Source organism: Nonomuraea sp. NPDC050404 (genome assembly GCF_040655495.1).
Classification (GTDB): Bacteria; Actinomycetota; Actinomycetes; order Streptosporangiales; family Streptosporangiaceae; genus Nonomuraea.
Window position 1 is genome coordinate 96,637 of sequence record NZ_JBFAKB010000015.1, and the last position, 24,279, is coordinate 120,915.

The 24,279-nt window shown below is 71.3% G+C and carries 22 protein-coding genes; 14 read left to right on the top strand and 8 right to left on the bottom strand.

Features of this window, described 5'->3' with window-relative positions; genetic code table 11:
• Positions 1 to 43: 43 nt before the first annotated feature.
• Positions 44 to 619, top strand: coding sequence for a hypothetical protein (locus AB0I81_RS36195; protein WP_360666306.1), 576 nt, complete (start codon positions 44 to 46; stop codon positions 617 to 619).
• Positions 620 to 626: 7 nt separating this feature from the next.
• Positions 627 to 1,166, top strand: a complete 540-nt coding sequence (locus AB0I81_RS36200; RefSeq protein ID WP_360666308.1) for an integrase core domain-containing protein — start codon at positions 627 to 629, stop codon at positions 1,164 to 1,166.
• Between the two features lie 199 nt (positions 1,167 to 1,365).
• Here the strand turns inward: AB0I81_RS36200 and AB0I81_RS36205 are convergent, their stop codons facing one another.
• On the bottom strand, positions 1,366 to 2,604 hold the full coding sequence (locus tag AB0I81_RS36205) for a phytase (protein WP_360666311.1): 1,239 nt from the start codon (positions 2,602 to 2,604) through the stop codon (positions 1,366 to 1,368).
• Positions 2,605 to 2,734: 130 nt separating this feature from the next.
• Here AB0I81_RS36205 and AB0I81_RS36210 point away from each other — a divergent pair, with 130 nt between their 5' ends.
• From AB0I81_RS36210 to AB0I81_RS36230, 5 genes are all read left to right on the top strand, one after another.
• Entirely contained in the window at positions 2,735 to 3,721 is a 987-nt protein-coding gene (locus tag AB0I81_RS36210; RefSeq protein WP_360666314.1) for a sugar ABC transporter substrate-binding protein, read from the top strand.
• On the top strand, positions 3,718 to 4,749 hold the full coding sequence (locus AB0I81_RS36215; protein WP_360666317.1) for an ABC transporter permease: 1,032 nt from the start codon (positions 3,718 to 3,720) through the stop codon (positions 4,747 to 4,749). The genes AB0I81_RS36210 and AB0I81_RS36215 overlap by 4 nt, the downstream gene beginning before the upstream one ends.
• Positions 4,746 to 5,501, top strand: coding sequence for an ATP-binding cassette domain-containing protein (locus AB0I81_RS36220; protein ID WP_360666319.1), 756 nt, complete (start codon positions 4,746 to 4,748; stop codon positions 5,499 to 5,501). Before AB0I81_RS36215 ends, AB0I81_RS36220 begins: the two co-directional genes overlap by 4 nt.
• A 244-nt stretch (positions 5,502 to 5,745) precedes the next feature.
• Complete coding sequence (locus tag AB0I81_RS36225; RefSeq protein WP_360666322.1) at positions 5,746 to 6,594, top strand: metallophosphoesterase; 849 nt, start codon at positions 5,746 to 5,748, stop codon at positions 6,592 to 6,594.
• Positions 6,595 to 6,687: 93 nt separating this feature from the next.
• A complete protein-coding gene (locus AB0I81_RS36230) occupies positions 6,688 to 7,989 on the top strand; it encodes a polysaccharide deacetylase family protein (RefSeq protein ID WP_360666325.1) in 1,302 nt (433 codons plus the stop codon).
• A 1-nt stretch (position 7,990) separates the two neighbouring features.
• Here the strand turns inward: AB0I81_RS36230 and AB0I81_RS36235 are convergent, their stop codons facing one another.
• Both AB0I81_RS36235 and AB0I81_RS36240 read right to left on the bottom strand, forming a co-directional pair.
• On the bottom strand, positions 7,991 to 9,028 hold the full coding sequence (locus AB0I81_RS36235) for a glycosyltransferase family 4 protein (RefSeq protein ID WP_360666328.1): 1,038 nt from the start codon (positions 9,026 to 9,028) through the stop codon (positions 7,991 to 7,993).
• On the bottom strand, positions 9,025 to 11,748 hold the full coding sequence (locus tag AB0I81_RS36240) for a methyltransferase domain-containing protein (protein ID WP_360666330.1): 2,724 nt from the start codon (positions 11,746 to 11,748) through the stop codon (positions 9,025 to 9,027). The genes AB0I81_RS36235 and AB0I81_RS36240 overlap by 4 nt, the downstream gene beginning before the upstream one ends.
• A gap of 93 nt (positions 11,749 to 11,841) precedes the next feature.
• Here AB0I81_RS36240 and AB0I81_RS36245 point away from each other — a divergent pair, with 93 nt between their 5' ends.
• On the top strand, positions 11,842 to 12,963 hold the full coding sequence (locus AB0I81_RS36245) for a D-glucuronyl C5-epimerase family protein (RefSeq protein ID WP_360666333.1): 1,122 nt from the start codon (positions 11,842 to 11,844) through the stop codon (positions 12,961 to 12,963).
• A 42-nt stretch (positions 12,964 to 13,005) separates the two neighbouring features.
• Entirely contained in the window at positions 13,006 to 14,025 is a 1,020-nt protein-coding gene (locus AB0I81_RS36250; protein WP_360666336.1) for an LCP family protein, read from the top strand.
• Positions 14,026 to 14,208: 183 nt separating this feature from the next.
• Here AB0I81_RS36250 and AB0I81_RS36255 read toward each other — a convergent pair whose 3' ends face one another.
• Both AB0I81_RS36255 and AB0I81_RS36260 read right to left on the bottom strand, forming a co-directional pair.
• Positions 14,209 to 17,442 carry a protein kinase gene (locus tag AB0I81_RS36255; protein WP_360666338.1) on the bottom strand — a complete coding sequence of 1,078 codons (3,234 nt, stop codon included), beginning with the start codon at positions 17,440 to 17,442 and terminating at the stop codon, positions 14,209 to 14,211.
• A gap of 120 nt (positions 17,443 to 17,562) precedes the next feature.
• Positions 17,563 to 17,970 (bottom strand): hypothetical protein, encoded by a 408-nt coding sequence (locus tag AB0I81_RS36260; RefSeq protein ID WP_360666341.1) that lies wholly within the window; start codon positions 17,968 to 17,970, stop codon positions 17,563 to 17,565.
• 409 nt (positions 17,971 to 18,379) lie between these two features.
• On the opposite strand from AB0I81_RS36260, the gene AB0I81_RS36265 reads away from it, so the two are divergent.
• Positions 18,380 to 19,000 (top strand): YigZ family protein, encoded by a 621-nt coding sequence (locus AB0I81_RS36265; RefSeq protein ID WP_360666343.1) that lies wholly within the window; start codon positions 18,380 to 18,382, stop codon positions 18,998 to 19,000.
• A 104-nt stretch (positions 19,001 to 19,104) separates the two neighbouring features.
• On the opposite strand, the gene AB0I81_RS36270 is transcribed toward AB0I81_RS36265, so the two are convergent.
• Positions 19,105 to 20,334 (bottom strand): isochorismate synthase, encoded by a 1,230-nt coding sequence (locus AB0I81_RS36270; protein ID WP_360666346.1) that lies wholly within the window; start codon positions 20,332 to 20,334, stop codon positions 19,105 to 19,107.
• 218 nt (positions 20,335 to 20,552) lie between these two features.
• On the opposite strand from AB0I81_RS36270, the gene AB0I81_RS36275 reads away from it, so the two are divergent.
• On the top strand, positions 20,553 to 21,383 hold the full coding sequence (locus AB0I81_RS36275) for a GDSL-type esterase/lipase family protein (RefSeq protein ID WP_360666349.1): 831 nt from the start codon (positions 20,553 to 20,555) through the stop codon (positions 21,381 to 21,383).
• 6 nt (positions 21,384 to 21,389) lie between these two features.
• On the opposite strand, the gene AB0I81_RS36280 is transcribed toward AB0I81_RS36275, so the two are convergent.
• Positions 21,390 to 22,103, bottom strand: coding sequence for an HNH endonuclease family protein (locus tag AB0I81_RS36280; RefSeq protein WP_360666352.1), 714 nt, complete (start codon positions 22,101 to 22,103; stop codon positions 21,390 to 21,392).
• Between the two features lie 74 nt (positions 22,104 to 22,177).
• Between AB0I81_RS36280 and AB0I81_RS36285 the strand changes: the two genes are divergently transcribed.
• Positions 22,178 to 22,615, top strand: a complete 438-nt coding sequence (locus AB0I81_RS36285) for a CrcB family protein (protein ID WP_360666355.1) — start codon at positions 22,178 to 22,180, stop codon at positions 22,613 to 22,615.
• A complete protein-coding gene (crcB, locus tag AB0I81_RS36290; protein WP_360666359.1) occupies positions 22,612 to 22,971 on the top strand; it encodes a fluoride efflux transporter CrcB in 360 nt (119 codons plus the stop codon). The genes AB0I81_RS36285 and crcB overlap by 4 nt, the downstream gene beginning before the upstream one ends.
• An 87-nt stretch (positions 22,972 to 23,058) precedes the next feature.
• Here crcB and AB0I81_RS36295 read toward each other — a convergent pair whose 3' ends face one another.
• Entirely contained in the window at positions 23,059 to 23,199 is a 141-nt protein-coding gene (locus AB0I81_RS36295; RefSeq protein ID WP_360666362.1) for a hypothetical protein, read from the bottom strand.
• A 151-nt stretch (positions 23,200 to 23,350) separates the two neighbouring features.
• Here AB0I81_RS36295 and AB0I81_RS36300 point away from each other — a divergent pair, with 151 nt between their 5' ends.
• Positions 23,351 to 24,271: a trypsin-like peptidase domain-containing protein gene (locus tag AB0I81_RS36300; RefSeq protein ID WP_360666365.1), complete on the top strand. Its 921-nt coding sequence runs from the start codon at positions 23,351 to 23,353 to the stop codon at positions 24,269 to 24,271.
• Positions 24,272 to 24,279 lie beyond the last annotated feature (8 nt).

The following is a 24,279-nucleotide window of genomic DNA, read 5'->3' on the forward strand; positions in this document are numbered from 1 at the left end:
CTGTCCCGCTCGAAAACACGGATTCGCGCTGTGAGCTGGGGTCTTGCTGCGCGATCAGGGCGGTGGCTGCGATCATCGCGATGTGGTGTTATCGCTTGTCTACCGGTTGGTAAGAGGCTTGTTCGGCCTGCTGACGGTGCTGGTCCGTTGTGATCTGTCCAAGGATGTTGAGCTGCTGGTGCTCCGTCAGGAGAACCAGGTGCTCCGCCGGCAGCGCGGCGGTCAGCCGCAGTGGAGTCACGCCGACCGGCTCTGGCTTGCAGCGTTGTCGCGGCTGATCCGCCGCCGTCGATGGGCGGAAGTCTTCCCCGTCACGCCAGCGACGATCTTGCGCTGGCACCGCACCCTCGTGGCACGTAAATGGACCTTCCCCGACAGGCAACGCCCGGGACGTCCCTGCACTCGCCGGCCGGTCAAGGCACTGATCATTCGGATGGCGCGGGAGAACCCGACCTGGGGGCACAGAAGGATCCAAGGCGAGTTGGCACGCCTGGGGTACCCGATCGCCGCTTCCACGGTGTGGGAGATCCTGCACGCCGCCGGTATCGATCCGGCGCCCCGCCGGGCCAACCTGGCGGCAGTTCCTGGCCGCTCAGGCCCACGCGATCATCGCGTGTGACTTCCTGGTGGTCGAGACCGTGCTGCTCAAACGGCTGTGTGTGCTGGTCTTCATCGAGCACGGCACCCGGAAGCTGCACCTGGCCGGAGTAACCGCGCACCCGACCGGGGTATGGACGGCGCAGCAGGCCCGCAACCTGGTCATGGATCTGAGTGACCGCATCGCCGGGCTGCGGTTCGTGATCCACGATCGCGATCCGCTCTTCACCTCCGCCTTTCGGGAGGTCTTCGAAGCTGAAGGGCTGCGGCTGGTCACCACGCTGCCGCGGACGCCGAGGATGAACGCCATCTGCGAGCGGGTCATCGGCACCCTACGCCGCGAACTCCTGGACCGGATCCTGATCCTTGATGAACGCCACCTGGCACTCGTGCTCCGAGAGTATCTGATCCACTACAACGGGCACCGGTCGCACCAGTCCCGACAGCAACGTCCCCCGGACATCGCAACGCAGCCTGCCCGCGACGTGACCGACCTCAACGACCTACGATCCATCCACCGAAAACCCGTCGTCACAGGCACCATCAACGAATACCACCACGCCGCATAACCGCAGCTCAAGCCACGCAACTCAATATTCGAGCGGCACACGGTCTCAAACTGGCGGTCCCCCCTCGGTCCCCCACCCCACCGGCGGATCACCCCGAAGCGATGACCCGCCTTATCATCGCAGGTCGGAAGGGGCGGGCCGCGAAGAGCCGGCTTTGCCGTCCGCGCGGCCCGGAAGCAGAGAATCCGCAGGTCAAGCCCTAGGAGAGGACCTTCGCCAGCTTCCGCCAGTCGACGAACTTGAAGTTCGTCACCTCACGGTCGCCGTCGCCCGGGGCGTCGGCGCCGTCATGTACGACCAATAGCCCCTTCGGGAACGTGCCGCCCAGCGGAGTGCTGGTGACCATCGCGCCGTCGCTCGCCTCGGCCCCGTCCGCCCGTGGGCCGGCCGCGACCCGGAACTGGGCCAGGTGGCGGTTGCTCGCGCGATCGTAGACGGCGAAGGTGTCGTCGCCCTGGCTGGAGGCCAGCAGGTAGCCGTCGCGCCCGTCGGAGTAGATCGTCAGGCCCTCGGCGTCGGCCGACAGGTGCTTGCCGCCGAAACCGCGGTCCTGGCCCGCCACGCACTCCTCGGTGGCCGGGTCGTAGGTGTCCTGCCTGCCGAACTCCCTGACCTTGTCCATCAGCACGGGCCGGCCGGTCAGGTCGGCGCGCAGGCGCCAGATGCCGACGTCCTCCTGGGCGGCGTACAGGATGCCGCGGGCGTGGTCCACGACCATGCCCTCGACCTGCGGCAACTCGCCGGGCTCGCCGCAGGGGATCCAGGTGGTGCCGTCGGGGAGGGGGAAGGTGGCGGGAAGGTCCAGGGTGCGGACGCGGCGGTAGGTGACCTTGCCGCCGGGGGCGGCGGTGAGCTGGAGGAGGCCGAGCCTGGTCTCGTGGCGGCGGCTGACCAGGACGCGGGTGCCGCTGACGGCCAGCCCGTACGCGGTCTCCGCCTCGTCCACCTCCTCCTGGGTGGTGTTGAAGACGAACGGCACCGAGGAGGCGGTGATGTCGGTGAGCGGCGGCTGCCCGGCGGCGGCCTTGGCGGGGTCGATCAGGTAGACGCGCAACTGGTCGCGGCCCCGGTCGGAGGCGACGGCCAGGTCAGCCCTGGCGCCCGTGGACAGGCGGAAGCCGTGCACGAGGTCCACGTTGTTGAGCCGGCCGGGCTCGTGGTCCGGGCCGGGGGCGGGCTGGGCGGGAATGTGCTGGAGCTGGGCGCCGGACAGGGCGTAGGCGTACAGGCCGCCCTCTTTGGCCGTGGTGATCACGACGCTGCTGCCGGGGCGGGTGGGGTGCACCCAGATGGCGGGGTCGTCGCCGTTGGCGCGTCCGCCGGCCTCGTCGTCGTACAGGGCGGGCGTCTCGGTGGCGGCCGTGACCGTCGCGGGCTCGCCGCCGGGTCCGGCCAGGGGGGTGACAAGCAGGAGGACCGTGGATAAGAAAGCACGCACAGGCATCTCCTCACGATGGTGGTTCACGCTGACCTCAGAATGAACGTCCCGTGTATAAGTCAGCATGTCTATACAAACAGATGATATTGGGGTAGAACCAGGGCTAGCCCGTTCGTCTTGGAGGTGTCCGATGAGACGTGCCCCTATCGTGCTGGTCCTGCTGGGCGTGCTGACCGTCAGCGGTTGTTCCTCGTCGGGAGCGGGCGGAGGGCAGAGCGCGGCCCCACCGGCCTCCTCGGCGCCCGCCGCACAGGGGGACGGGGCGAACTTCGCCGTCATCACCCACGCGGCCCCGGGCGACTCCTTCTGGGACGTGGTCAAGAACGGCGCGGAGGCCGCCGGCAAGCAGTACGGCGTGCGGGTCGCCTACCAGGGCGACGGTGACCCGGCCAAACAGTCGCAGCTCATCGACCAGGCCGTCTCGGAGAAGGTGGACGGCCTGGTGGTGTCGATGGCGAACCCCGACGCGCTCAAGGAGGCCATCGGCAAGGCCGTCGCCGCGAAGATCCCGGTCGTGACGATCAACTCGGGGGCCGACTCCTCCAAGCAGTTCGGCGCGATCACGCACGTCGGCCAGTCCGAGGACGTGGCCGGGCGCGGCGCGGGCGAGCAGCTCAAGGCCGCCGGCGTCAGCAAGCTGCTGTGCGTGATCCACGAGGCCGGCAACGTCGGGCTCGACCAGCGCTGCAAGGGCGCCGAGCAGACGCTGGGCGGCACGGTCGAGCGGCTGCAGGTGGATGTGAACAACCTGGCCGACATCACCTCCAAGGTCGCCGCCAAGCTCCAGTCCGACCAGCAGGTCAACGGCGTGCTGTCGCTCAACCCGGCCGTCGCGATCGCCGCCAGGGACGCCATCAAGGACGCGGGCTCGCAGGCGAAGCTGGCCACGTTCGACCTGTCGGCGGACGTGGTGAGCGCGATCAACGACGGTGAGGTGCTGTTCGCGGTGGACCAGCAGCAGTATCTCCAGGGCTACCTGCCGATCACCTTCCTCAACCTGTACAAGGCCAACCTCAACACCGTCGGCGGCGGCCTGCCGGTCAACACCGGGCCCGGGTTCGTGACCAAGGACAACGCCTCCCAGGTGGCCAAGCTGGCCGAGGCGGGCACTCGATGACGGTTGCCGCCGACGAGCGGGTGGCCCGGGTCGGGCTCGCCCGCCGCCTGCTCATCCGGCCCGAGCTCGGCGCGGTGGTCGGGCTGGTGGCGGTGTTCACGTTCTTCGCCGCGCAGTCGCCGGTGTTCCGCTCGCCGGACGGCATCGCCAACTGGCTCGATCCGGCCGCCACGCTCGGCATCATGGCGGTCGCGGTGGCGCTGCTGATGATCGGCGGCGAGTTCGACCTGTCGGCGGGCGTGCTGACCGGGACCAGCGGGCTGATCCTGGTGACGCTGGCCACCCGGTTCGGGTTCAACGTGTGGCTGGCCATGCTGGTCGGGCTGGTCGTGGCGCTGGCCGTCGGGTTCGCCAACGGGCTGATCGTCACCAGGACGAAGCTGCCCAGCTTCATCGTGACGCTGGGCACGTTCCTGATGTTGCAGGGGATCAACCTGGGCGTCACCAAGGCGATCACGGGGACGGTTCAGGTCAGCGGGCTGCGCAGGGCCGAGGGGTTCGAGGGGGCGAACGCGATCTTCGCCGGCACGATCGAGATCGGCGGCACCTCCTTCCGGGTGGCGATCCTGTGGTGGATCGTGGTGACGGCGCTGGCCACGTGGGTGCTGATGCGGTCGAGGGCGGGCAACTGGATCTTCGCGGTGGGCGGCAACGAGCAGGCCGCCCGCGCGGTGGGCGTACCCGCCGCCCGTACGAAGATCGCGCTGTTCATGACGACGGCGTTCGCCGCCTGGCTGGTCGGCTCGATCCTGGCGCTGCGCTACACCTCCGTGCAGGCCAACATCGGCATCGGGCAGGAGTTCATCTACATCATCGCCGCCGTCATCGGCGGGTGCCTGCTCACCGGCGGGTACGGCTCCGCCATCGGGGCCGCCATCGGCGCGGTGATCTTCGGCATGGCGGACAAGGGCATCGTGTTCCTGGGCTGGGACGCCGACTGGTTCAAGTTCTTCCTGGGCGGGATGTTGCTGCTGGCGACGCTGGCCAACCGCCTGGTACGGCGCTACGCCGAGGAGGTCAGGCATTGATCCTGGAGACCAGGGGCATCGGCAAGACGTTCGGCTCGGTGCTGGCGCTGCGGGAGGTGTCGATGAGCGTACGGGCCGGGCAGGTCATGTGCGTGCTCGGCGACAACGGCGCCGGCAAGTCCACGCTCATCAAGATCCTCGCGGGCGTGCACCGGCACGACACGGGCGCCTACCTCGTGGACGGCAGCGAGGTGCACCTGTCCAGCCCCCGCGACGCGCTGGAGCGCGGCATCGCCACCGTCTACCAGGACCTGGCGATGATCCCGCTCATGTCGGTCTGGCGCAACTTCTTCCTCGGCTCCGAACCCAGGAAGGGCCTGGCCTTCGACGTGGCCAAGGCGCGCAAGGTGGCCCGGGAGGAGTTGCGGGCCATGGGCATCGACATCCGCGACGTGGACCAGCCGGTCGGCACGTTGTCCGGCGGCGAGCGGCAGTCGGTGGCCATCGCCAGAGCGGTGTACTTCGGCGCCCGCGTCCTCATCCTCGACGAGCCCACCTCGGCGCTCGGGGTCAAGCAGGCGGGTGTGGTGCTGCGCTACATCGCGCGCGCCCGCGACCGGGGCCTCGGCGTCGTCTTCATCACCCACAACCCGCACCACGCCTATCCGGTGGGGGATCGGTTCCTGCTGCTCAACCGGGGCGCGAGCATCGGCGAGTACGGCAAGGCCGACATCACCGCCCAGGAGCTGACCACGCTCATGGCGGGCGGGGCGGAGCTTGAGGAGCTGGCTCACGAGCTGCGACGTGAGTGAGGCGGGCTTGGCCGTCATTTGACGTGTCGGGGCGGTCGCCTCTACGGGGGAGCAGGAAGATACATCCTGGTATGCCTCTCAGGGAATCTACAATGTAAAGGCGCCGGGCATGGAGTTGTGGCCGGGGCGGCCTCCGGGGCCGTTATTACCCTCCGAAGGCCGGCCGTACGTGCCGCCCGCCGCGGGCGGCACGTACGGGCGCATGGCATGCTCTAAGACGGCATCCCCGTGAAGGAGGAACCCGTTGCCCGCTCCCCAGTCGGACGCCAGGTTGCTGGCGGTCAGCGACCTGCACATCACCTACCCCGAGAACAGAGCCATCGTGGCGGAGCTGAAACCGATCACGCCCGGCGACTGGCTGCTGGTGGCCGGGGACGTGGCGGACCGGGTGGAGGACATCACCTGGGCGCTGCGCAGGCTGGCGGACCGTTTCGAGCGGGTCGTCTGGGTGCCGGGCAACCACGAGTTGTGGACGATGCCGGATGAGTCGCCGGATCTGCGGGGAGTGGCCCGTTACGAGCATCTGGTGAGCGTCTGCCGGAGCCTGGGCGTGATCACCCCCGAGGACGCCTATCCGTTATGGGAGGGGGCGGGCGGTCCGGTGCGGATCGTGCCGCTGTTCCTCCTGTACGACTACACGTTCCTGCCGGCGGGCCACCACACCAAGGCCAGCGCCCTGGAGTACGCCCACGGCACCGGCGTGGTGTGCACCGACGAGTACCTGCTGCATCCCGACCCTTACCCGACCCGCGAAGCCTGGTGCCGGGCCCGCGTGGAGTTGACCGGGCGGCGGCTGGCGGAACTGGAGGACGACGGTGTGCCGCTGGTGTTCGTCAACCACTATCCCCTGGTACGCGAGCCGACGGACATCCTGCGTTACCCCGAGTTCGCCCAGTGGTGCGGCACCACCGCGACCAGGGACTGGCACCGCCGTTACCCGACGGCCGCGATGATCTACGGTCACCTGCACATTCCCCGCGTCACCTGGTACGACGGCGTCCGCTTCGAGGAGGTCTCCCTCGGCTACCCCCGCGAGTGGAAGCGCCGCCCTGGCACCCGCCGCCTGCTGAGGGACGTGCTCCCCGAAGCCTGACGCACCACCCGGGACCCGGCCGCGCCTGCGGGGATGGAGCGGGGGCCGCGCGCGTGGGAAGATGTGCGCCGCCGGGGTGGGAGGAGCGGGGACATGCGTGGTGCGGTGACGGGGAGCGTGGCGGTCGCGATTGCCGTCCTGGCCGCCGGATGCGGCGCCTCCGGCGCCACACCGGCGCAGCGATCGGAGCCTGCCGCTCAAGAGCCGGAGAGCGCCGCATCGGCTGAGCGATCGGAGCCGGCCGCTCAAGGTTCGGAGAGCGCCGCGCCGGCGGACGGCCCGGTGGTTTCGCTGACGTTCGACGACGGCCTGGAACGCCAGGAGCAGATGGCGCGGGAGCTGACGGAACGCGGCCTGCCGGGCACCTTCTACGTGCACAGCACGCGCGTCCAGGCCCCCGGTTACCTCACCCGGGCCAAGCTCACGGCGATGGCGCGGGCGGGCCACGAGATCGGCGGGCACACCCGAACGCACGCCCGCCTGCCCGAGTTACACCCGGACGAGCAGCGCAGGGAGGTGTGCGGCGACCGGTCGGGCCTGACGGACCTGGGGTTCGCGCCGAGGTCGTTCGCCTACCCCTTCCACGCGGTGGACGCGACGGCCGAGAGCGTCGTCGAGGAGTGCGGTTACAACAGCGGCCGCGGCAGGGCGGGCGTCGCGGGCGAGCAGCGGGCCCCGGCCGACGTGTACAACCTGGGCACCCCGCTGTCGGTCGGCTCGCGCACCACGCTGGGCGAAATCCAGCAGTACGTGCAGGCGGCCGAGCAGAGCGGCGGCTGGGCCATCCTCGTCTTCCACGACTACTGCGACGACTGCGGGTCGCTGGGCGTCCGGCCCCAGGTCTTCACCGGCTTCCTGGACTGGCTGAAGGGCCGGTCGGTCGCCGTCAGGACCGTCGGCGACGTCATCGGCGGCGACGTGCGGCCCGTCCCGCCGCTCAAGCCTCCGTCGGTGGTGATCAACGGCTCGCTGGAGAACTACTTCGGCAAGGAGGGCATCCCGGACTGCTGGCAGCTCGACGGCCGATCCACGGGCGCGACGTGGGGCCGGGTGGATCAGCCGCGCACCGGGCGCTGGGCAGGGCGTGTCACGGTGACCGCGGGCGACCCGGGACGGCTCAGGCTGGCGATCAAGCAGGACGGCGGCGAGTGCGCGCCCAAGCCGGGCACGTTGTCGGTCTGGTACGTCTCGACCGCGCCGGTGCGCCTGACCTTCAGCCGCCGCTCGGCGGACGGGACGTGGTCGGGCTGGAACCAAGGGCCGGTGCTGCCCGCCTCGTCCGCCTGGCGGCAGGCCACCTGGACGCCCTCCGCGGCCGGCGCGGCGGGCGTCAGCTTCGGCCTGGTGCTGGCCGGGCGGGGTCAGGCCACCTTCGACGACTTCGCGGTGCGCTGACTCAGCTCAATGCTGCTTTCGCGCTGCGCTGGAGCACGTTGGCGAAGGCGGCCAGGGCGTACTCGGTCGCCGTGCGCTCGCGTACGAGCTGGGCCGTGCTCATCAGCGCGGTCCGGAAACCGGAGTCCGTCAGCGCCCGCCGCGCCAGGCCCGCCGCGGCCGGCCAGTCGCCCGGCGGGTAGAGGGCCTCCTCCGGCAGGATCTCCGGCAGCGCGCCCACCGCGGGCGCGATCACCGGGCAGCCCCGCACCAGCGCCTCGGCCACCGACATGCCGAACGACTCGTCGGTCGTCGTCGAGACGGTCAGCCCGCCGTTGGCGGCGATGGCGGAGTAGAGGGCGGGCATCAGGTCGTAATCCACGCGCGGCAGCCAGCGGGCCGAGCCGAGCGCGGGGGAGGAGGCGAGCTTGGTGGTCAGCGCCGCCACCTCGGACTCGGGCGCGGTGTAGCCGCCGACGAGCAGCGGCGTCACGCCCGGCGTGGTGGTGGCGACCTGGTCGAGCAGGTCGGCGGCGGCCCGCCAGCGCTTGTGGCCGTCGAGCTTGCCGATCCAGGCCACGGGGGTGGAGTCGAGCGCGGGCGGCACGGTGTCGGCGTACCAGCGCTGGTCCAGGCAGTTGGGCACCACGCTGATCGGGGACAGCCCCAGCGCCCCGAGCTTGGCCCGCATGTACTCGCTGACGGTCACGATGTGGTCCGGCACGACCGCCAGTTCGCCCAGGTAGGACAGGTTGGCGGTGGTCGTGTGCACTTCGAGGATGAGCGAGCCGGGCGAGCCGGCGCGCTGCCAGGCGGACAGGAAGCCGGGGCTGTCGATCACCACGACGACGTCCGGGTCCGCCTGCCGGATGGCGTCCTCGCGGGCCTCGTCGGTGGCCGTCACCCGCGCCACGCCCGGCGGGAAGTGCGCGACCATGCCGTGGTCGGACTCGTACAGCACGCCGATGTCGTACTCGGCGGAGAAGTGCGTGTAGCGGTTGAGCAGTTGCGTGGACACGCCGCCGATCACGCCGTACCGATAGCAGAACAGCACCTTCATCGGCACTCCAGCAGCGTCATCAGCCCCTCGCGGCCCTTGCGCGAGATCCGCTCGGCCATCTCCGAGTACGCCTCCACCCGGCACTGCCAGGTGTTGTCCGCCAGCCACTCCCGCACGTCAGGGCCGAGCACGGAGCCGGCGACGTCGGGGATGGCGGCGACGAACTCCGCCGCCGACTCGGTCACCCGCACCCCCGGATAGCCGGCGCACTGCGGGAAGTAGGTGGTCAGCACCGGCAGCCCGAGGTGCAGGTACTCGTAGACCTTGATCGGATCGACCGCGTCGGCCAGTGCGCCGTTCTTGAACGGGATCAGCGCCAGCGCCCAGCCGGTGCTCAGCTCGGCCAGCTCCCGGTGGCCGAGCAGGCCGAGCAGGCGCACGTTGTCCGGCAGCTTCAGGTCGGCGGGGTTCTGGTGCCCGGCCAGCTCGAAGGTGAGCTGCGGATGGGTACGGGCGGCGCGGATCAGCAGGTCCCAGTCGAACCACTTGTCGGTCAGGTGCCCGAAGTAGCCGATCGTGGTGGCGTCGTCCCTGCGCGGGGACGGGGGAGCGGGGAAGGCCGGGTCCAGGGCGTTGGCGTTGACGGCCACCCTGCGCCCGCCCAGCGTCTCCATCTTCCTGGCCAGCGGGGCGGAGACCGCGGTGACGACGTCGGCGTGGGCGACGACGTAGCGCTCGTAGCCGGGGTGGTACCACTTCGCCATGCCGATCTTGGCGAACTCCTCCCAGTCGTCGCGGGCGTCGTAGATCGTCACCCAGCCGTGCGTGGCGGCGTGCGTCAGCGTGCGCACCATGGCCTCGTGCGGGAAGGAGGCGAACAGCAGCTTGCGCTTGCCGCCGAAGTCGGCGGCAAGCACCTCGTCCAGCAGTTGCGGTGTGACGTCGATCGGGCTCTGGTACAGCAGCGGGTCCGGATGCTCGGGCAGCGGGTCGGTGTCGCGCCAGCGGTAGTAGTTGAAGAAGACCGGGCACTGGCGGTCGAGGTAGACGCGGGTGAGCCGGATGGGCCGGTTGCCACGGGCCTCCTGGACGAAGGTGGTGCCCGAGAACATCAGCACCACCTCCTCGCCGGGGGCGGCCTTGGCCCGTTCGATCCACTCCGCCAGCCGGGCCCTGAAGTCGGCGAGCGGCACCGGGGCCTGCTTGGCGGGACGCGGCGGCGTGGGGGCGGGCGCCTGGGCCGGGCGTTTCTTGACGACCGTGGCGACCGGGGCGGGGGAGACGGGCTTGGCGGCGGCGAGCCGTACCGGGTCGGGGCGGCCGGGATGGCGGAGCTGACGGTAGACCGACAACACGCGCCACGCCTTGGAGGAGCGGATGCGGGTGACCTGGTCGCGGTAGTCCGTCAGGCGGCCGGTCACGGTCTCCAGCTTGGCGCGCAGCCTCTCGTTCTCCTGGGTGAGCTTGGTCTCCAGGGCCACGAGCTTGTTCAGCCGGTGCTCGGTGAGCGAGTGGCGGTGCCGTTCGCCGTTGTAGACCGTGCGCAGGCGGGCCAGGGCGGCCCGGTCGGTGGCCAGTTCCTTCTCCGCCTCGGCGACGCGCTCGCGCAGTTCCCGCAGGTCGCGGGCGTGCGTGGCCGCCGCCTCGCGCATGGCCTCGCCGTGGCCGGACTCGATCGTGCGTAGCTCCTCGGCCTGGGCCCGTACGTGCGCGCGCAGTTCGTCGCGCTGGGCGGTCACGGCGTCGGCGGTCTCGCGCAGCGCCTCCAGGCCGGAGGTGAGGCCGTGCACCGACTCCAGCAGCCGGTCCCGCTCGGCCTCCCCGGCCTGCGCGGCGTCGCGCAGCAGGCCGAGCTCGCTCTGCGCGGTGCTCAGCCCGGCGTTCAGGCGGTCGCGCTCCTCGCCCAGTGCGCGCAGTCGCTCGCGCAGTTCGTCCCGCTCGGCGGTGGCCCCGCTTGAGACACTGGCCGACAGCCGCTGCACGGTCTCCTGGAGCGTGGCGAGCTGCCGGAGCACCGGGCCCGCGTCCCCGTCCCCGAGGCCGGCCTTCAACTCCGTGTTGGCGGCGGTGACCTCGCGGTAGAGCTGGTTGGCCCGCGTCAGCCTCTCGCGCAGATCGTGTAAGCGCTGCTCCAGGCGCTCCTCGCGGCCGAGGAAGTCCTCCTCCTCCGGGCTGAGCGCGAACGCGGGCGCACCGTGCGGGGAATCCCTGCGTACGGCGACCGCGGCGATGTGCCGTTCCAGCATGGCCAGCTCGTGGATCTCGAACAGCGGGGCGAGCAGGCGGTGGAAGCCGGTGCGGTAGAACGTGCGGCGGTGGTCGTGGTGCGGCATCAGCCCGTAGGGCACCGAGACGAGCAGCGTCCCGCCGGGCGCGAGGACCCGGTGCAGCTCGGTCAGCACGGCCCCGGGGTCGGCGACGTGTTCGAGCAGCTCTCCGGCGACGGCGGCGTCGAACGAGCCGTCGGCGAAGCCGAGGCGTTCGCCGTCGCCGCGCAGGAACGCGAGCTTGGCGGCCACGCCGGCGGGCAGTTCGGCGGCCTGCCCCGCGGCGAACGCGACAGCCTCCTCCTCGACGTCGACGCCGGTCACCCGGTCGCGGGAGTCCGTCAGACGGCCGGCGGCGAGGATGGACAGGGTCCCCTGGGAGCAGCCCAGGTCGAGGATCCGGCCCGAGGGCAGGCGGTCCAGGATCCAGTGCAGCCGGTTCCTGGTCAGCGCCTGGGTCTCGGGATCGACATCTATCCCGTTATAGGCAAAATGGACGCGATCGTGGTTCATGTGGGCAGGGACCCCTGGGGGATGATCAGTGAGGGCCCGACCTTACCATTTCTGGAAAATAGCCGTTAAGGGCGGTAAGTAAAGGTGCGTTTGTTGCGTAAGTTCATCATCCCCGCGATCGCCCTGTGCGCCGTCGCCGGCTGCACCGCGCCGGAGCCGACCGGCGCGCGCAGGCCGCCCCCGGCGAGCGCGACCCAGGCGACGCAGGCGCCCCTCGGCCTCTTCGGCGAGACCGTCCCGGGCGTGCGGGTGAACGACAAGCTCTACCTGCCGCTGGAGGCGCTGGCCAAGCAGCTCGGGCTGACCGTCTCGACCGGCTCCGACGGCGTGGTACGCGCCGAGTACTTCGAGGACGAAACCCCCATCGTCGGCAAGCACGACCCGCGCGGCCCCTGGCTGCACTTCGCCAACGTGGACGTCACGACCTGGCGGCGCATCACCATCGGCTCCGACGGCATCCCGGTGAGCACCTACGACTTCGGCACCTTCCAGTACCCGGTCGAGGTCGCCCAGTACGGCATGGAGCACTACAGCAAGTGGGTCGCCACCGGCGACGAGAGCTACCGGCCCAAGGCCGAGACCGTGGCCCGCTGGCTGCTGGAGCACCAGGACGCCAAGGGCGGCTGGCCCGTGCCGTTCGACTACACCTACCGGGAGGGGCTGGCGGGCGGCGAGTTGCGGGCCGGCTGGTACTCGGGCATGGCCCAGGGCATCGGCGCGGCCTTCCTGGCCAAGATGTACGACAAGACGAAGGAGTCCCGCTACGGCGACGCCGCGCTGCGGGCCCTGCGCCCCCTGCGCACCGAGGTGAAGGACGGCGGCGTGCTGCGCCGTTTCGAGGGCGAGCTCGACTTCTACGAGGAGTACCCCACCTCGACCCCCACCCACGTGCTCAACGGCTACCTGTTCGCCCTGATCGGCGTGTACGACGTCGGCCGGCTCATGAACGACAAGCAGAGCCGGGAGATGTTCGAGCGCGGCCTGAAGACCGTGGACCGCATGCTGCCCCTGTACGACCTGTCCTCCAGGACCAGCTACGACCTGCTGCACTACACGCGCACCCCGGCCACGCCGCCCAACCCCGCCCGCTGGAGCTACCACTCCCTGCACGTCACCCAGCTCTCGGCGCTCAACGCGATCACCGGCGGCCGCTACAAGGAGATCCAGCAGCGCTGGCTCGGTTACCTGGACGGCAAGGCGCTGCCCGGCAATTAGCGATAAAGTCCGCACGGGCCGATCTTGAGAGGAATGTGAGGGATGCGCCGGTTTCGCCGCGTGCTGTGGATCTCCCTGGCCTCCCTGTTGCTGCTGTCCGGATTCGGCGCCGGCGGGCTCTACTTCTACCAGGTCAGCCTCGACAACGAGATCGTACGGGCGCCCGCCGCCCTGCCCACCTCCGCCGAGGAGGAGCGGACCCGCCCGAAGCCCAAGCCGGGAACGGGCGAGACCTGGCTGCTGGTGGGCACCGACCGCAGGGCCGGGGCCGCCACCACCGGGAAGGGCGCCAAGGAGGAGTTGTGGCAGCCCGGCTCCCAGCGCACCGACACGATCATGCTGGCTCACCTGTCGGACGACCGGCAGCACGCGGCCGTCGTGTCGATCCCGCGCGACTCCTGGGTGAACATCCCCGGCCGCGGCCGGGCCAAGATCAACGCCGCCTTCTCCTGGGGCGGGCCCGCCCTGCTGATCAAGACCATCGAGTCGCTCACCGGCATCCGCGTCGACCACTACGCCGCGATCGACTTCAAGGGCTTCGCCACGGCCGTGGACGCGGTGGACGGGGTGGACGTGGACGTGGCCGAGACCGTGCGCGACACCAACAGCGGCGTCACCTGGACGGCCGGCCGCCACCATCTCAACGGCGAGCAGGCCCTGCGGTTCGTCCGCCAGCGCTACAACCTGTCCGGCGGGGACTTCGGCCGGATCAAACGCCAGCAGGCCGTGCTCAAGGCGCTGTCGGACCGGGTGCTGAGCGCCGGGACGCTGACCAACCCCGTCAAGGTGGACGGGCTGCTACGCGCGATCACCAAGTCCATCACCGTGGACGACGGTGTGACGTCCGACCTGCTCAGGAGCCGCCTGCTGGACATGGCGGGGCTGGACTCATCCGGTTTTCTGACGATGCCGACCCGCGGCACCGGCATGGAGGGCAAGCAGAGCGTCGTCTACCTCGACGATCGTAAGACGCGCGCGCTGAGCGAGGCGATCAGGGCCGACAAGGCCCGCGAGTACATCGACAAGACCAACACGGCCAACTCGGTGGACAAGGTCTCATAGCCGCCGCCCCGAGGTCTCGTGAGTGACCACCACCGGTCGGAGATCTCCGACCTACCGGTTCGGGCAGGCGGTCACTGGCCCGAGCGGGCGGTCACCCGAGCGGCCGGTCACCGGTTCGGGCGGGCGGTCACCGGTTCGGGCGGGCGGTCACCCGAGCGGCCGGGCACCGGTTCGGGCGGGCGGTCACTGGTTCGGGAGGTTCCAGGCGCGCACGGTCCAGTCCATGCCGGCCGAGACCGCGGCCGGCGCCTCGCCGATCTTCCCGACCGCCACCGCGTACACCGGCCCGGCGTGCCCGGTGATCGGCTTGCCGACCGGCTGGCCGGTACGCAGGTCCCACACCCGCAACGACCGGTCGTCGCTCGCCGACACCACCCGCTCGCCGCCGGCCGACAGCGCCCGCACCCAGTCGGTGTGCCCGATCATCGGGCCGCCCATGGCCGTGCCGGTGGCCAGGTCCCAGCGGCGCAGCGTACGGTCCTCGCCCGCCGACACCGCGACCGGCCGCCCGTCGGCCACGCCGGTGGCCACCGCGAGCACGACGCCCTCGTGCCCGGTCAGCGGTTGCCCGATCTGTGTGCCCGCGGCCACGTCCCACAACCGCAACTCGTGGTCCTCACCCGCGGAGACCACCACGTTCTTACCGTTCACGACCGCGGCGGCCAGCGCCCTGATCGGCTCGCGGTGCGCGGCCAGGGGAGGCCCGAGCGGGTCGCCCGTGGTGGCGTTCCACCGGTGCAGGCGCCCGTCCGCGCCGCCGGAGACGATGACGTCGCCCGCGATCGTGACCGCGTTGACGCTGCCGCGATGGCCGGACAGCGGGCTGCCGAGCGCCGCGTGCGTGTCCAGCCGCCACCTGCGCAGGCTGCCCTCCGCGTCGCCGCTGACGGCCACCGGCTGACCGGCCACGGTGCCGGCGGCGATGGTGGTGATCTGACCGGTGTGCCCGAGCAGCGGCGAGCCGATGGGCCCGCCCGTGGCCGGGTCGGACAACCTGACCGTTTTGTCCACCCCGCCGGAGACGGCCACCGGCTTGCCGCCCACGGTGGCCAGCGCGACGGCCTTGACGCCGCCGGAGTGACCGGGATTGCCGGGGGCCACGGCCAGGGCGCTCCACTTGGTCAGGTCCCACGTGCGTACGGACTTGTCCGCGCCGCCGGAGAACGCGTGCGGAGCCCCGTCCAGCACGGCCGCCGTGACGGCGGTGACGAACCCGGTGTGCCCGGTGAGTGGAGTGCCGACCGGCTCGCCCGCCTGCTCGCCCGCCGTGTCCCAGCCGCGGATGACGCCGTCGCGGCCGGCGCCCAGCACCGTCCACGACGAGCCCGTCTGGACCGCCGCGAGCGAGATCACCACCTCGGGCAGGTCCTTGACCACGCTGACGCGGTCGGAGGCGAGGTCCCAGATCCGGACCGTCTTGTCGTCGGAGGCCGACACGACCGCGCCGGGTGTGACGGCCAGCGCCCTGATCCAGTCCTTGTGCCCGTTCTTCGGCGAGCCCACCGGCTTGCCGGTGGCCAGGTCCCACATCCGCAACGTCTTGTCCTTGCCCGCGCTCACCGCGACGGGCTTGCCGTTCACGGTGGTGGTGGTGACGGCGAGGACGGCGCCGGTGTGGCCGGTGAGCGGGGCGCCGATGGCGCGGCCCGTGGTGAGGTCCCATAGACGTACGGTCTTGTCGTCGCCGCCCGTCACGGCGACGGGCTTGCCGTTCACGGTGGTAGTGGTGACGGCGAGGACGGCGCCGGTGTGGCCGGTGAGCGGGGCGCCGATGGCCTGGCCCGTGGTGAGGTCCCACAGGCGTACGGTCTTGTCGTCGCCGCCCGTCACCGCCATGGGCTTGCCGTTCACGGTGGTGGTCTTCAGCGCCCGCACCCAGTCGCCGTGACCCGGCATCGCGGCGCCGATCGGCTCCGCGGTCCGCGCGTCCCACCGGCGCAGCGTCCCGTCCTCGCTGGCGGTCACCATCACGTCGCGGCCGGCGACCCGGGCGGTGTCCACGGCGGTGACCGCCGCCAGATGGCCGGTGGGCCGCCACCCGATCGGCGCCCCGAACGCGGCGGCCGACGTGGAGACGCTCGGCGTCGCCGGGCCCGCCATCATCCGGGGCACCAGCACCGCGCCCGCCCCCGCCAGCGCCACCACGATGACCCCCGCGACGGCCAGCCGCCCCATCCGCCGGCGCTGGGCCGGGACGAACGGCGTGCCGTCGGTGGGGTAGGAGCCGGACAACGAATCGCCGGTGGGATGCGAGCCCCCACCCGGATAAGAGCCCTCAGAGGGATGCGAGCCCCCGCTCGGATAAGAGCTCCCAGAGGGATGCGAGCCCCCAGTGGAATGCGAGCCGCCGGTGGGATGCGAAGGGTGATCGGGATTGCTGGTCTGGGGCGGCGGCATGGCGGCCGGGACCGGCGCGGACGGCCCGGACGGCGCGAACGCCGACGGAGGGGTGAACGGCGACGACGGCGTGAACGGGGTGGCCGGCGGGAACGGCGTGGAGGACGTCCCAGGCGGCGGATACACCGGCTGCGAATAGGACGGAGGCTGGGTGAAGGACGGCGGCTGCGGCTGGGCGTGGGGCCGGCCGGCCGGGCCCGGCGCCGGCATCACCGTGGGCACGATCAGCGAGTTGAGCACCTGGGGCGCGTTCGGCCGCAGCTCCGGCTGGCGTACCAGGCAGGCGGCGATGATCGAGCGCAGCGGCTGGTCGATCCCGCTGAGGTCGATCTCCTCCTGGCGCAGCGTGATGGCCATCGCGGCGATCGTGCTGCCGCTGAACAGCGGCCGCCCCAGCGCCGCGAAGATCATGGTCAGGGCCCAGCTGAACATGTCGGACGCCGCCGTGACCCGCTCGCCGGCCAGTTGCTCCGGCGACATGTACGCGGGCGTCCCCAGCACCCCCGTGACCGTCACCGTCGTGTCCCCGAACGAACGGGCCACCCCGAAGTCGATCACGTACGGGCCGTCGGAGCCGAGCAGGACGTTGCTGGGCTTGAAGTCCCGGTGCACGATCCCGGCGTTGTGGATCGAGATCAGCGCCGTGGAGGTGTTGACCGCCAGCCGGATGAGCGCGGTGCCGTCCAGCGCCCCCTTGGACAGGACGTGCTGCTGGAGCGACTCGCCCTGGATGTACTCGCTGACCATGTAGAGCCGGCCGTCGCTGATGCCGTGACCCAGCACGCGTACCGTACAGAACGAGGCGACCTTGGAGGCGACCTCGATCTCGCGCTGGAAACGCAGCCGCGACTCCATGTCGGAGGCGTCCACGGTCTTCATCGTCTTGATCGCGACCTTGCGGCCGTCGTCGTCCTCGCCGAGGAAGACCGTCCCCTGCCCGCCCTCGCCGATGCGGCCCGTGATCTGATATCGGTCGACGGACCGGGGATCTCCGGGCTTGAGTGGCTGGATGTCCGGCACGAGACTCCTGGCGGGGGGACGGAAACGGATAACCCGATCATAGGGCTACAAGGTCCCCCCGAGCAGACGGCCGCGCCGGGCTCAGCCGGGGCGGGCCGCCTGCGCAGGAAGCGCGACGCGTCAGCGCGGAGAGTCGGCCCTGCTGCCGTCCCCGGTGACGATCACGCCGCTGTTATTGCCCCCCACCGCCACCGAGCGTGCCCCGGAGGCGGACACCTGCGCCCGCGGCAGCATCGCGGCCACCTCGCGCCGCAGCAGCGGATCCGACCTGAACTCCTCGCTGATCGTCAACCGCAGCGCGATCCGGCCGGACTCGTCGTCCGGCTTGGCGCCGGCCACCTGACCGATCACGTGCCTGGAACGCGCGTCACCACGGCCGAAAACGCGCTGCAGGATGCGCGAGCCGCGGGCCACCGCGGTGTCGGCGGCGAGTTCGCTGGTCTTGGCCAGTACGCCGGTCCCGTAGGCGTCGATCGCCGCCGTGACGAAGGGCATGACATCGTCGGCTGTGTCCTTGACACTCTCCATGCGACCCTCCCATAGGTGTCAGCTTCTCGGTCGTCAACGACCGAGCTTGCAGCTCCTCGCCGTCGATGGTTTTGACGGTCTGGTCCGCGTGCGGCAGCGTGACTCACTGCCCAGCCCGGCAAGCCAGGCTGTGGATGCGATGTCGATAGCAGATCAGAGAGCCGTTCCCCGGCAAGCCGGGTGCGTTCAATCCCGCCACCGCGATGACCACGCTAGCAGTCCACGCGATCAGATGGGAACGTCTGCGCGAAGAACTCCCGTCACTGCACCGCTCGGGCCTTGGAGGCCCTCCAGAGCCGGCGTTTCCTCCCAGGCGTGAACGCCTCGGATTCCACGCCAGACCATTCTGAATGGAATGACGAGATGGTAGCTCCCAGAGTTCCTTCGGCAAGGGCATACTCTGTCGAATGTGCCTGCCCCGTACCTCACCTTGAAGTCTGTCACCGAGCACGAGACCGAGGCGCGGCGTTCGCGCTTCATCTGCGCGCTGGCTCCGGCCCGCACCGTCGAGGAGGCGGCGGCCTTCATCGACGGGCGCCGTCGCGAGCATCCCGGCGCCAACCACAACTGCACGGCGTATGTGATCGGTGAGCGCGTGCAGAAGGGCGACGACGATGGCGAGCCCGGTGGCACCGCGGGCACGCCCATGGTGCAGGCGCTGGTCGGCAGGGGGTTCAGCGACGTGGTGGCGGTCGTGACGCGTTACTTCGGCGGCACGCTGCTCGGCGCGGGCGGGCTGGTGCGCGCCTACGGCTCGGCGGTGACCGAGACGCTCGACCGGGCCGACGCGGTACGGATGGTCCCGGCCAGGCTCATGCGGGTCGCGGTCGCGCACGACCAGGCCGGGCGGGTGGAGAACGACCTGCGGGCCTCGCGGCACGCGGTGCGCGAGGTGACGTACGCGGGCGAGGTCACCTTCGACGTCGCGGTGGGCGCCGACGAGGTGGCCGACTTCACCGACTGGGTGGCCACGCTGACGGCGGGCCGGGCCCGCGTGACGACCGGCGAGAACCTGCACGTCCCGGCCTGAAGCGTTCGTCTTCCAGCGTGGGGACCTGCTGGGGACGTTCGTCTTCCAGCGTGGGACCTGCTGGGGGCGTTTCGTCTTCCAGCGTGGGGACCTGCTGGGGGCGTTCAGCCTTCCAGGGCGTACTGCATGACGCGGAACTTCGCCTGGGCCTCGGCCAGTTCGGCGGCCGGGTCGGAGTCGCCCATGATGCCGCAGCCCGCGAACAGCCGGGCCCGGCGCCCCCGCACGTAGCCCGAGCGCAGCGCGATCGCCCACTCGCCGTCGCCGTGGGCGTCGATCCAGCCGACGGGACCGGCGTACCCCGCCCTGTCCATGCCCTCCAGCTCCCTGATCACCTCGATCGCCGTCGGCGTCGGGGTGCCGCCGACGGCGGCCGTCGGGTGCATGGCCGCCACCACGTCCAGCACCGACGCCCCGTCGGCCAGCCGTCCGGTGACGTGGCTGGCCAGATGTTGCACGTTGGGCAGCACCAGCAGTTCCGGCCGCTCGGGCGTGGTGAGGGAGGAGCACAGCGGGGCCAGCGTCTGGCGTACGGAGGCGATCGCGCACTCGTGCTCGTGCCGGTCCTTCTGCGAGGCGAACAGCGCGGCCCCGCGCGCGAGATCGTCCGCGGGGCCGGTGCCGCGCGGCGTGGTGCCGGCCAGCACCAGCGACTCGATCTCCTGCCCCGTACGCCGGATCAGCAGCTCGGGGGTGGCCCCGACCAGGCCCGCGACGGAGAAGGTGTAACACTCGGGGTAGCGGGCGGCCAGCCTGGACAGCAGCAGCCGCACGTCGATCGGCCGCTCGGCGGTGGCCACCAGGTCGCGGGCCAGCACCACCTTCTCCAGCTCGCCGTCGCGGATGCGCCGCGCGGCGCGGGCCACGACGTGCTCCCACTCGGGGGCGGTCAGGCTGCCGTCGCCGTAGCTGATCCGGCCGGGCGCGCGGACCGGCGTGAACGTCTCCAGCGGCGTCTCGCCGATCGTGGTCAGCCAGGCCCTGCCGTCGCGACGGGCGAGCACGGCCTGCGGGACCACCAGGACCGAGCCGTGGGCGTCCTCGTCGAAGGTGAAGCTGCCGAAGGCGACCGCGCCGGAGCCCGGGGTCCGCACGGCGTCATCGACGTGCGCGTCCCCGAGCACGGTGGCCAGCCACCGGCGGGCCCAGGCGAACCTGTCCGGCCCCGGGGGCACGGTCACACGGGCGGCCTCTCCCCAGCCGACGAGCCCCTCTCCGTTCCTGATCCACGCGTACGGGGCGGTGCGGGGGAGGGACGCCAGCAGATCACCGGGGTCGCCAACAGGGGTGGTGCGAACCGGCAGCGGGCGGGTGGTTCCGAGCGCGACACTCACCCAAGACACTCTATGCGGGAACTGAACATGTTCGACTCGGACCCCCGTGAATGCGAAGTTACGGGCAATGAACCCGGAAAAAACCGGATGCTATGAGGTATAGAGCCCATCCAGATTGGGTTCGGTCTGTCAAGCAGTCATATGAAGTCGGTCCTGAACTGGGCGGCCTCGCTGCTAAGCCATAGTGAGCCGGTGCCGGGATCCCTACTTTGGTGCCCATGCTCGCTCGCCTGGGCGCCGTACTCGGGGCCGTCACCGTCATCGCCGCTCCCGGCGCCGCCCACGCCGCCGCCCAGCCGGTGCCCGAGGTCATGGCCGCGCTCGGCGACTCGATCTCCACCGGCTTCAACGCCTGCGGCTGGTACGTCTCCTGCACCGCCCGCTCCTGGTCCACCGGCGACAGCGGCCAGGTGAGCAGCCACTACGCGCGCCTGACCGAGCTTTCTGGAACGCTCCAGAAGCACAACCTCAACTTCGCCGTCCCCGGCGCGACCAGCGCCGACCTGCTCGGCCAGATGAGGAAGGCGGTCGCGGGCAGGGCCGACTACGTGACGATTCTCATAGGCGCGCTGGACGCCTGCACCCGTACCGAGGAGGCGATGACCCCCGTCGCGACCTACCGGCGGCGGCTTGACGCGGCGCTGGCCGAATTGCGCGGCGGAGTGCCCGGGGCCAGGGTGTTCTTCGCCAGCATCCCCGACGTGCGGCGGTTGTGGCAGGTGGGCAAGGGCAACGCGCTGGCCCGCACGTTCTGGTCGGCCGGCCGCATCTGCCAGTCCCTGCTGGCCGAGCCCACCTCGACCAGGAACGCCGACGTGCAGCGGCGGGCCAGGGTGCGGGCGCGGGTGGTGGCCTACAACCGGGCCGCGGCGGCGGCGTGCGCCGCGTACGGGCCGCGCTGCCGTACCGACCAGGGCGCGGTGTTCTCCTATCCGTTCACGCTCGACCACGTCAGCAAGTGGGACTACTTCCACCCCAACACCGCCGGGCAGCGGGTGCTGGCAGAACGGACCTACGACAACGGGTTCACCTGGCTCGACCCGCGCTGACCGGTGTCAGCGGCACTGGGCGAGCATCGTCTTCTTGTCGGCGGAGGTGACCGGGAGGTCGTACTTGAGGGCGACCTGCGCGAAGCGGGTGACGTAGGCGCAGCGGATCTCCCGTCGCGGCGGCAGCCAGTTCGCCGGTCCTGAGGCGTCCTTCTCCTCGTTGGCGTCGCCGTACACGGGCAGCAGGTTGAGCGGGTCGTTGGCGAAGTCGAGCCGTTTGGACATCGCCCAGCGCGGCGCCCCCATGCGCCAGCCGTAGTTGAGCGGCACCACGTGATCGACCTGGACCTCGTCGGCGTTGTCCTTGTGCCACTCGATGAGCCGGCCGGTGTAGGGGTCGGTCAGCTCCATCGAGACGACCTCACAGGTGGAGCCCTCGCGGAGCTTGACGTTCCGGCCGTCGCGGGCCAGCAGGTCGTCGCGGGTGCGGCAGCCGTTGCGCGCGTACGGCACGCCGGTGGCCTCGTCGGCCCAGTTGCCGCCGTACCGGGTGCGCTCGTAGCCGGTGTTCGGGCCGAAAGCCTTCACCTTCAGGCGTTTGATGAGGCCGCGTGCCTCCGACCTGTCGGGGTCGGAGATGATGGGGGCCAGGCCGGGCAGGACCCCGCTGATGTTGCCGAGCGGCTTGGCCGCGGTGGCGGGCGGGCTCTTGGCGTTGCTGACCAGGGAGACGACGATGATGGCTCCGGCGAGGACCGCGACCGTGTCCTTGGTGCTCAAGCAGGCCTCCGAAAGAGCTCCAGGTTGTCTAGAGAAATTCCCGGCATCCGCCGTTTTGACACGGGAAGTGTTGTGTGACTGATCGTACGGATGATGATCGCCCCGCGCGGCCTCCCGGATCCCAGTGGCCGGTGATCGCGGTGATCGCCGCGGGTGGTGCGCTCGGGGCGCTGGCCCGGCACGGCCTGCAGGTGGCGCTGCCCGCCGGGCCGGCGGACTTCCCGTGGGCGACGTTCCTGGTCAACGTGTCGGGCTGCCTGCTCATCGGGGTGCTCATGGCCCTGATCACACGGCGGACCCACCGGCTGGTCCGGCCGTTCTTCGGAGTGGGGGTGCTGGGCGGGTACACGACGTTCTCGACGTACGCGGTGGAGTTCCAGCGGGTGGCCGGGGCGGGCGCGCCCCTGACGGGGCTGGCCTATGTGGCAGGGACGATGGCGGCGGCGCTGGCGGCCGTCGCGGCGGGCATGTGGCTGACCCGCCGCGTCGCCGCGAAGGTCGTGGCGCCATGACGGTGGCGTTGATCGTGCTGGGGGCGGCGGTGGGGGCGCCGCTGCGGTACCTGGCGGACCGGGCGGTGCAGGCGCGGCACGACACCCCCTTCCCGTGGGGGACGCTGACGGTCAACGTCGCGGGTTCGGCGCTGCTGGGGTTCCTGGCCGGGCTGCCGGTGCCGGACGGGGTGATGGCGGTGGCGGGGACGGGTTTCTGCGGGGCGCTGACGACGTACTCGACGATGGGGTACGAGACCGTGCGGCTGGTGGAGGAGGGGGCGCGCTTCCACGCGGTCGCCAACGTGGTGGTCAGCGTGGCGGCGGGGCTGGGCGCGGCGTACTGCGGTCTGGCGGTCGCGCGGGCACTGGCCTGAGATTTCGCCGGCAGCGGGTTCCACCCCATTTGCACGAGAGAGCGCCCGCCTCGACAACACGAGACGGGCGCTCCACGTCGGAGGTCTTCACTCCCAGGGCGAGTCGCTCAGGCCGGCTAAGCCCCACGGCTCCGCCGCGGCGGCGGGTCGCGCGGCGGACGTCATGGCGGCGGCGGTCAGGAGCAGGGCGGTCGCGGCCGCGCGGCGCAGGCGGCTGGCGTTTCGCATGAGGTCTCCCTCGGCGTGGGGTGCTGGTGGTGCCCAGTGTGCCGAACGAGACGGCCGGGAGCTGTGCCTGCGGTGACAGGCCCGGTGTGCTGCTCATGACAACCCGATGGAGGAGTTAGCGTGTAAGCACGTAATCATTCTGGAGGACCAGATGGCGGATCCCCTCGACGCCTACTCCCAGGTGGTGTCGTCAGTGGCGGCCGAGTTGCTGCCGAAGGTGGCAAGCGTGCGGGCCGGCCGGGGCAGCGGGTCCGCGGTGGTGTTCACCGCCGACGGGTTCCTGCTGACCAACGCGCACGTGCTCGGCTCCTCGCGCTCCGGGACGGTGGCCTTCGCCGACGGCGTGAGCGGCGACTTCCAGGTGGTCGGCCGCGACCCGCTGTCGGACCTGGCGGTGATCAGGGCGCAGACGGCCACGCCGCCGCCCGCCGAACTCGGCGACAGCGACGACCTGGTGGTCGGGCAGCTCGTGGTGGCCGTGGGCAACCCGCTCGGGCTGACCGGGTCGGTGACGGCCGGGGTGGTCTCCGGGCTGGGGCGGTCGCTGCCCGCGCACAGCGGCGCCGGCATGCGGCTGATCGAGGACGTCATCCAGACCGACGCCGCGCTCAACCCGGGCAACTCCGGCGGGGCGCTGGCCGACTCGCGGGCGCGGGTGGTCGGCATCAACACGGCGGTGGCCGGGATCGGGGTGGGGCTGGCCGTGCCCGTCAACGGCACGACCCGCTCCATCATCGCGGCGCTCATCAGGGACGGCCGGGTCAGGCGGGCGTTTCTCGGGCTGGTCACCTCGCCCGCCCCGCTGCCCGAGCACCTGCGGCGGCGTACCGGGCAGAGCGGGGCGTTGCGCGTGGTCGAGGTGGTGCCGGGGTCGCCCGCGCACCGGGCCGGGCTGCGCGCCGGTGACCTGGTGCTGAGCGCGGGACGCACCCCGGTCGGCGACGCGCAGAGCCTGCAGCGGCTGATGTTCGCCGAGGCCATCGGCCGGCCGCTGCAGATCACCGTCTACCGCAACGGCGCCCTCGTGGACGTCATCGCCGAGCCGGTGGAACTCACCGGCACCGGTGTGTGAGCGGCGCG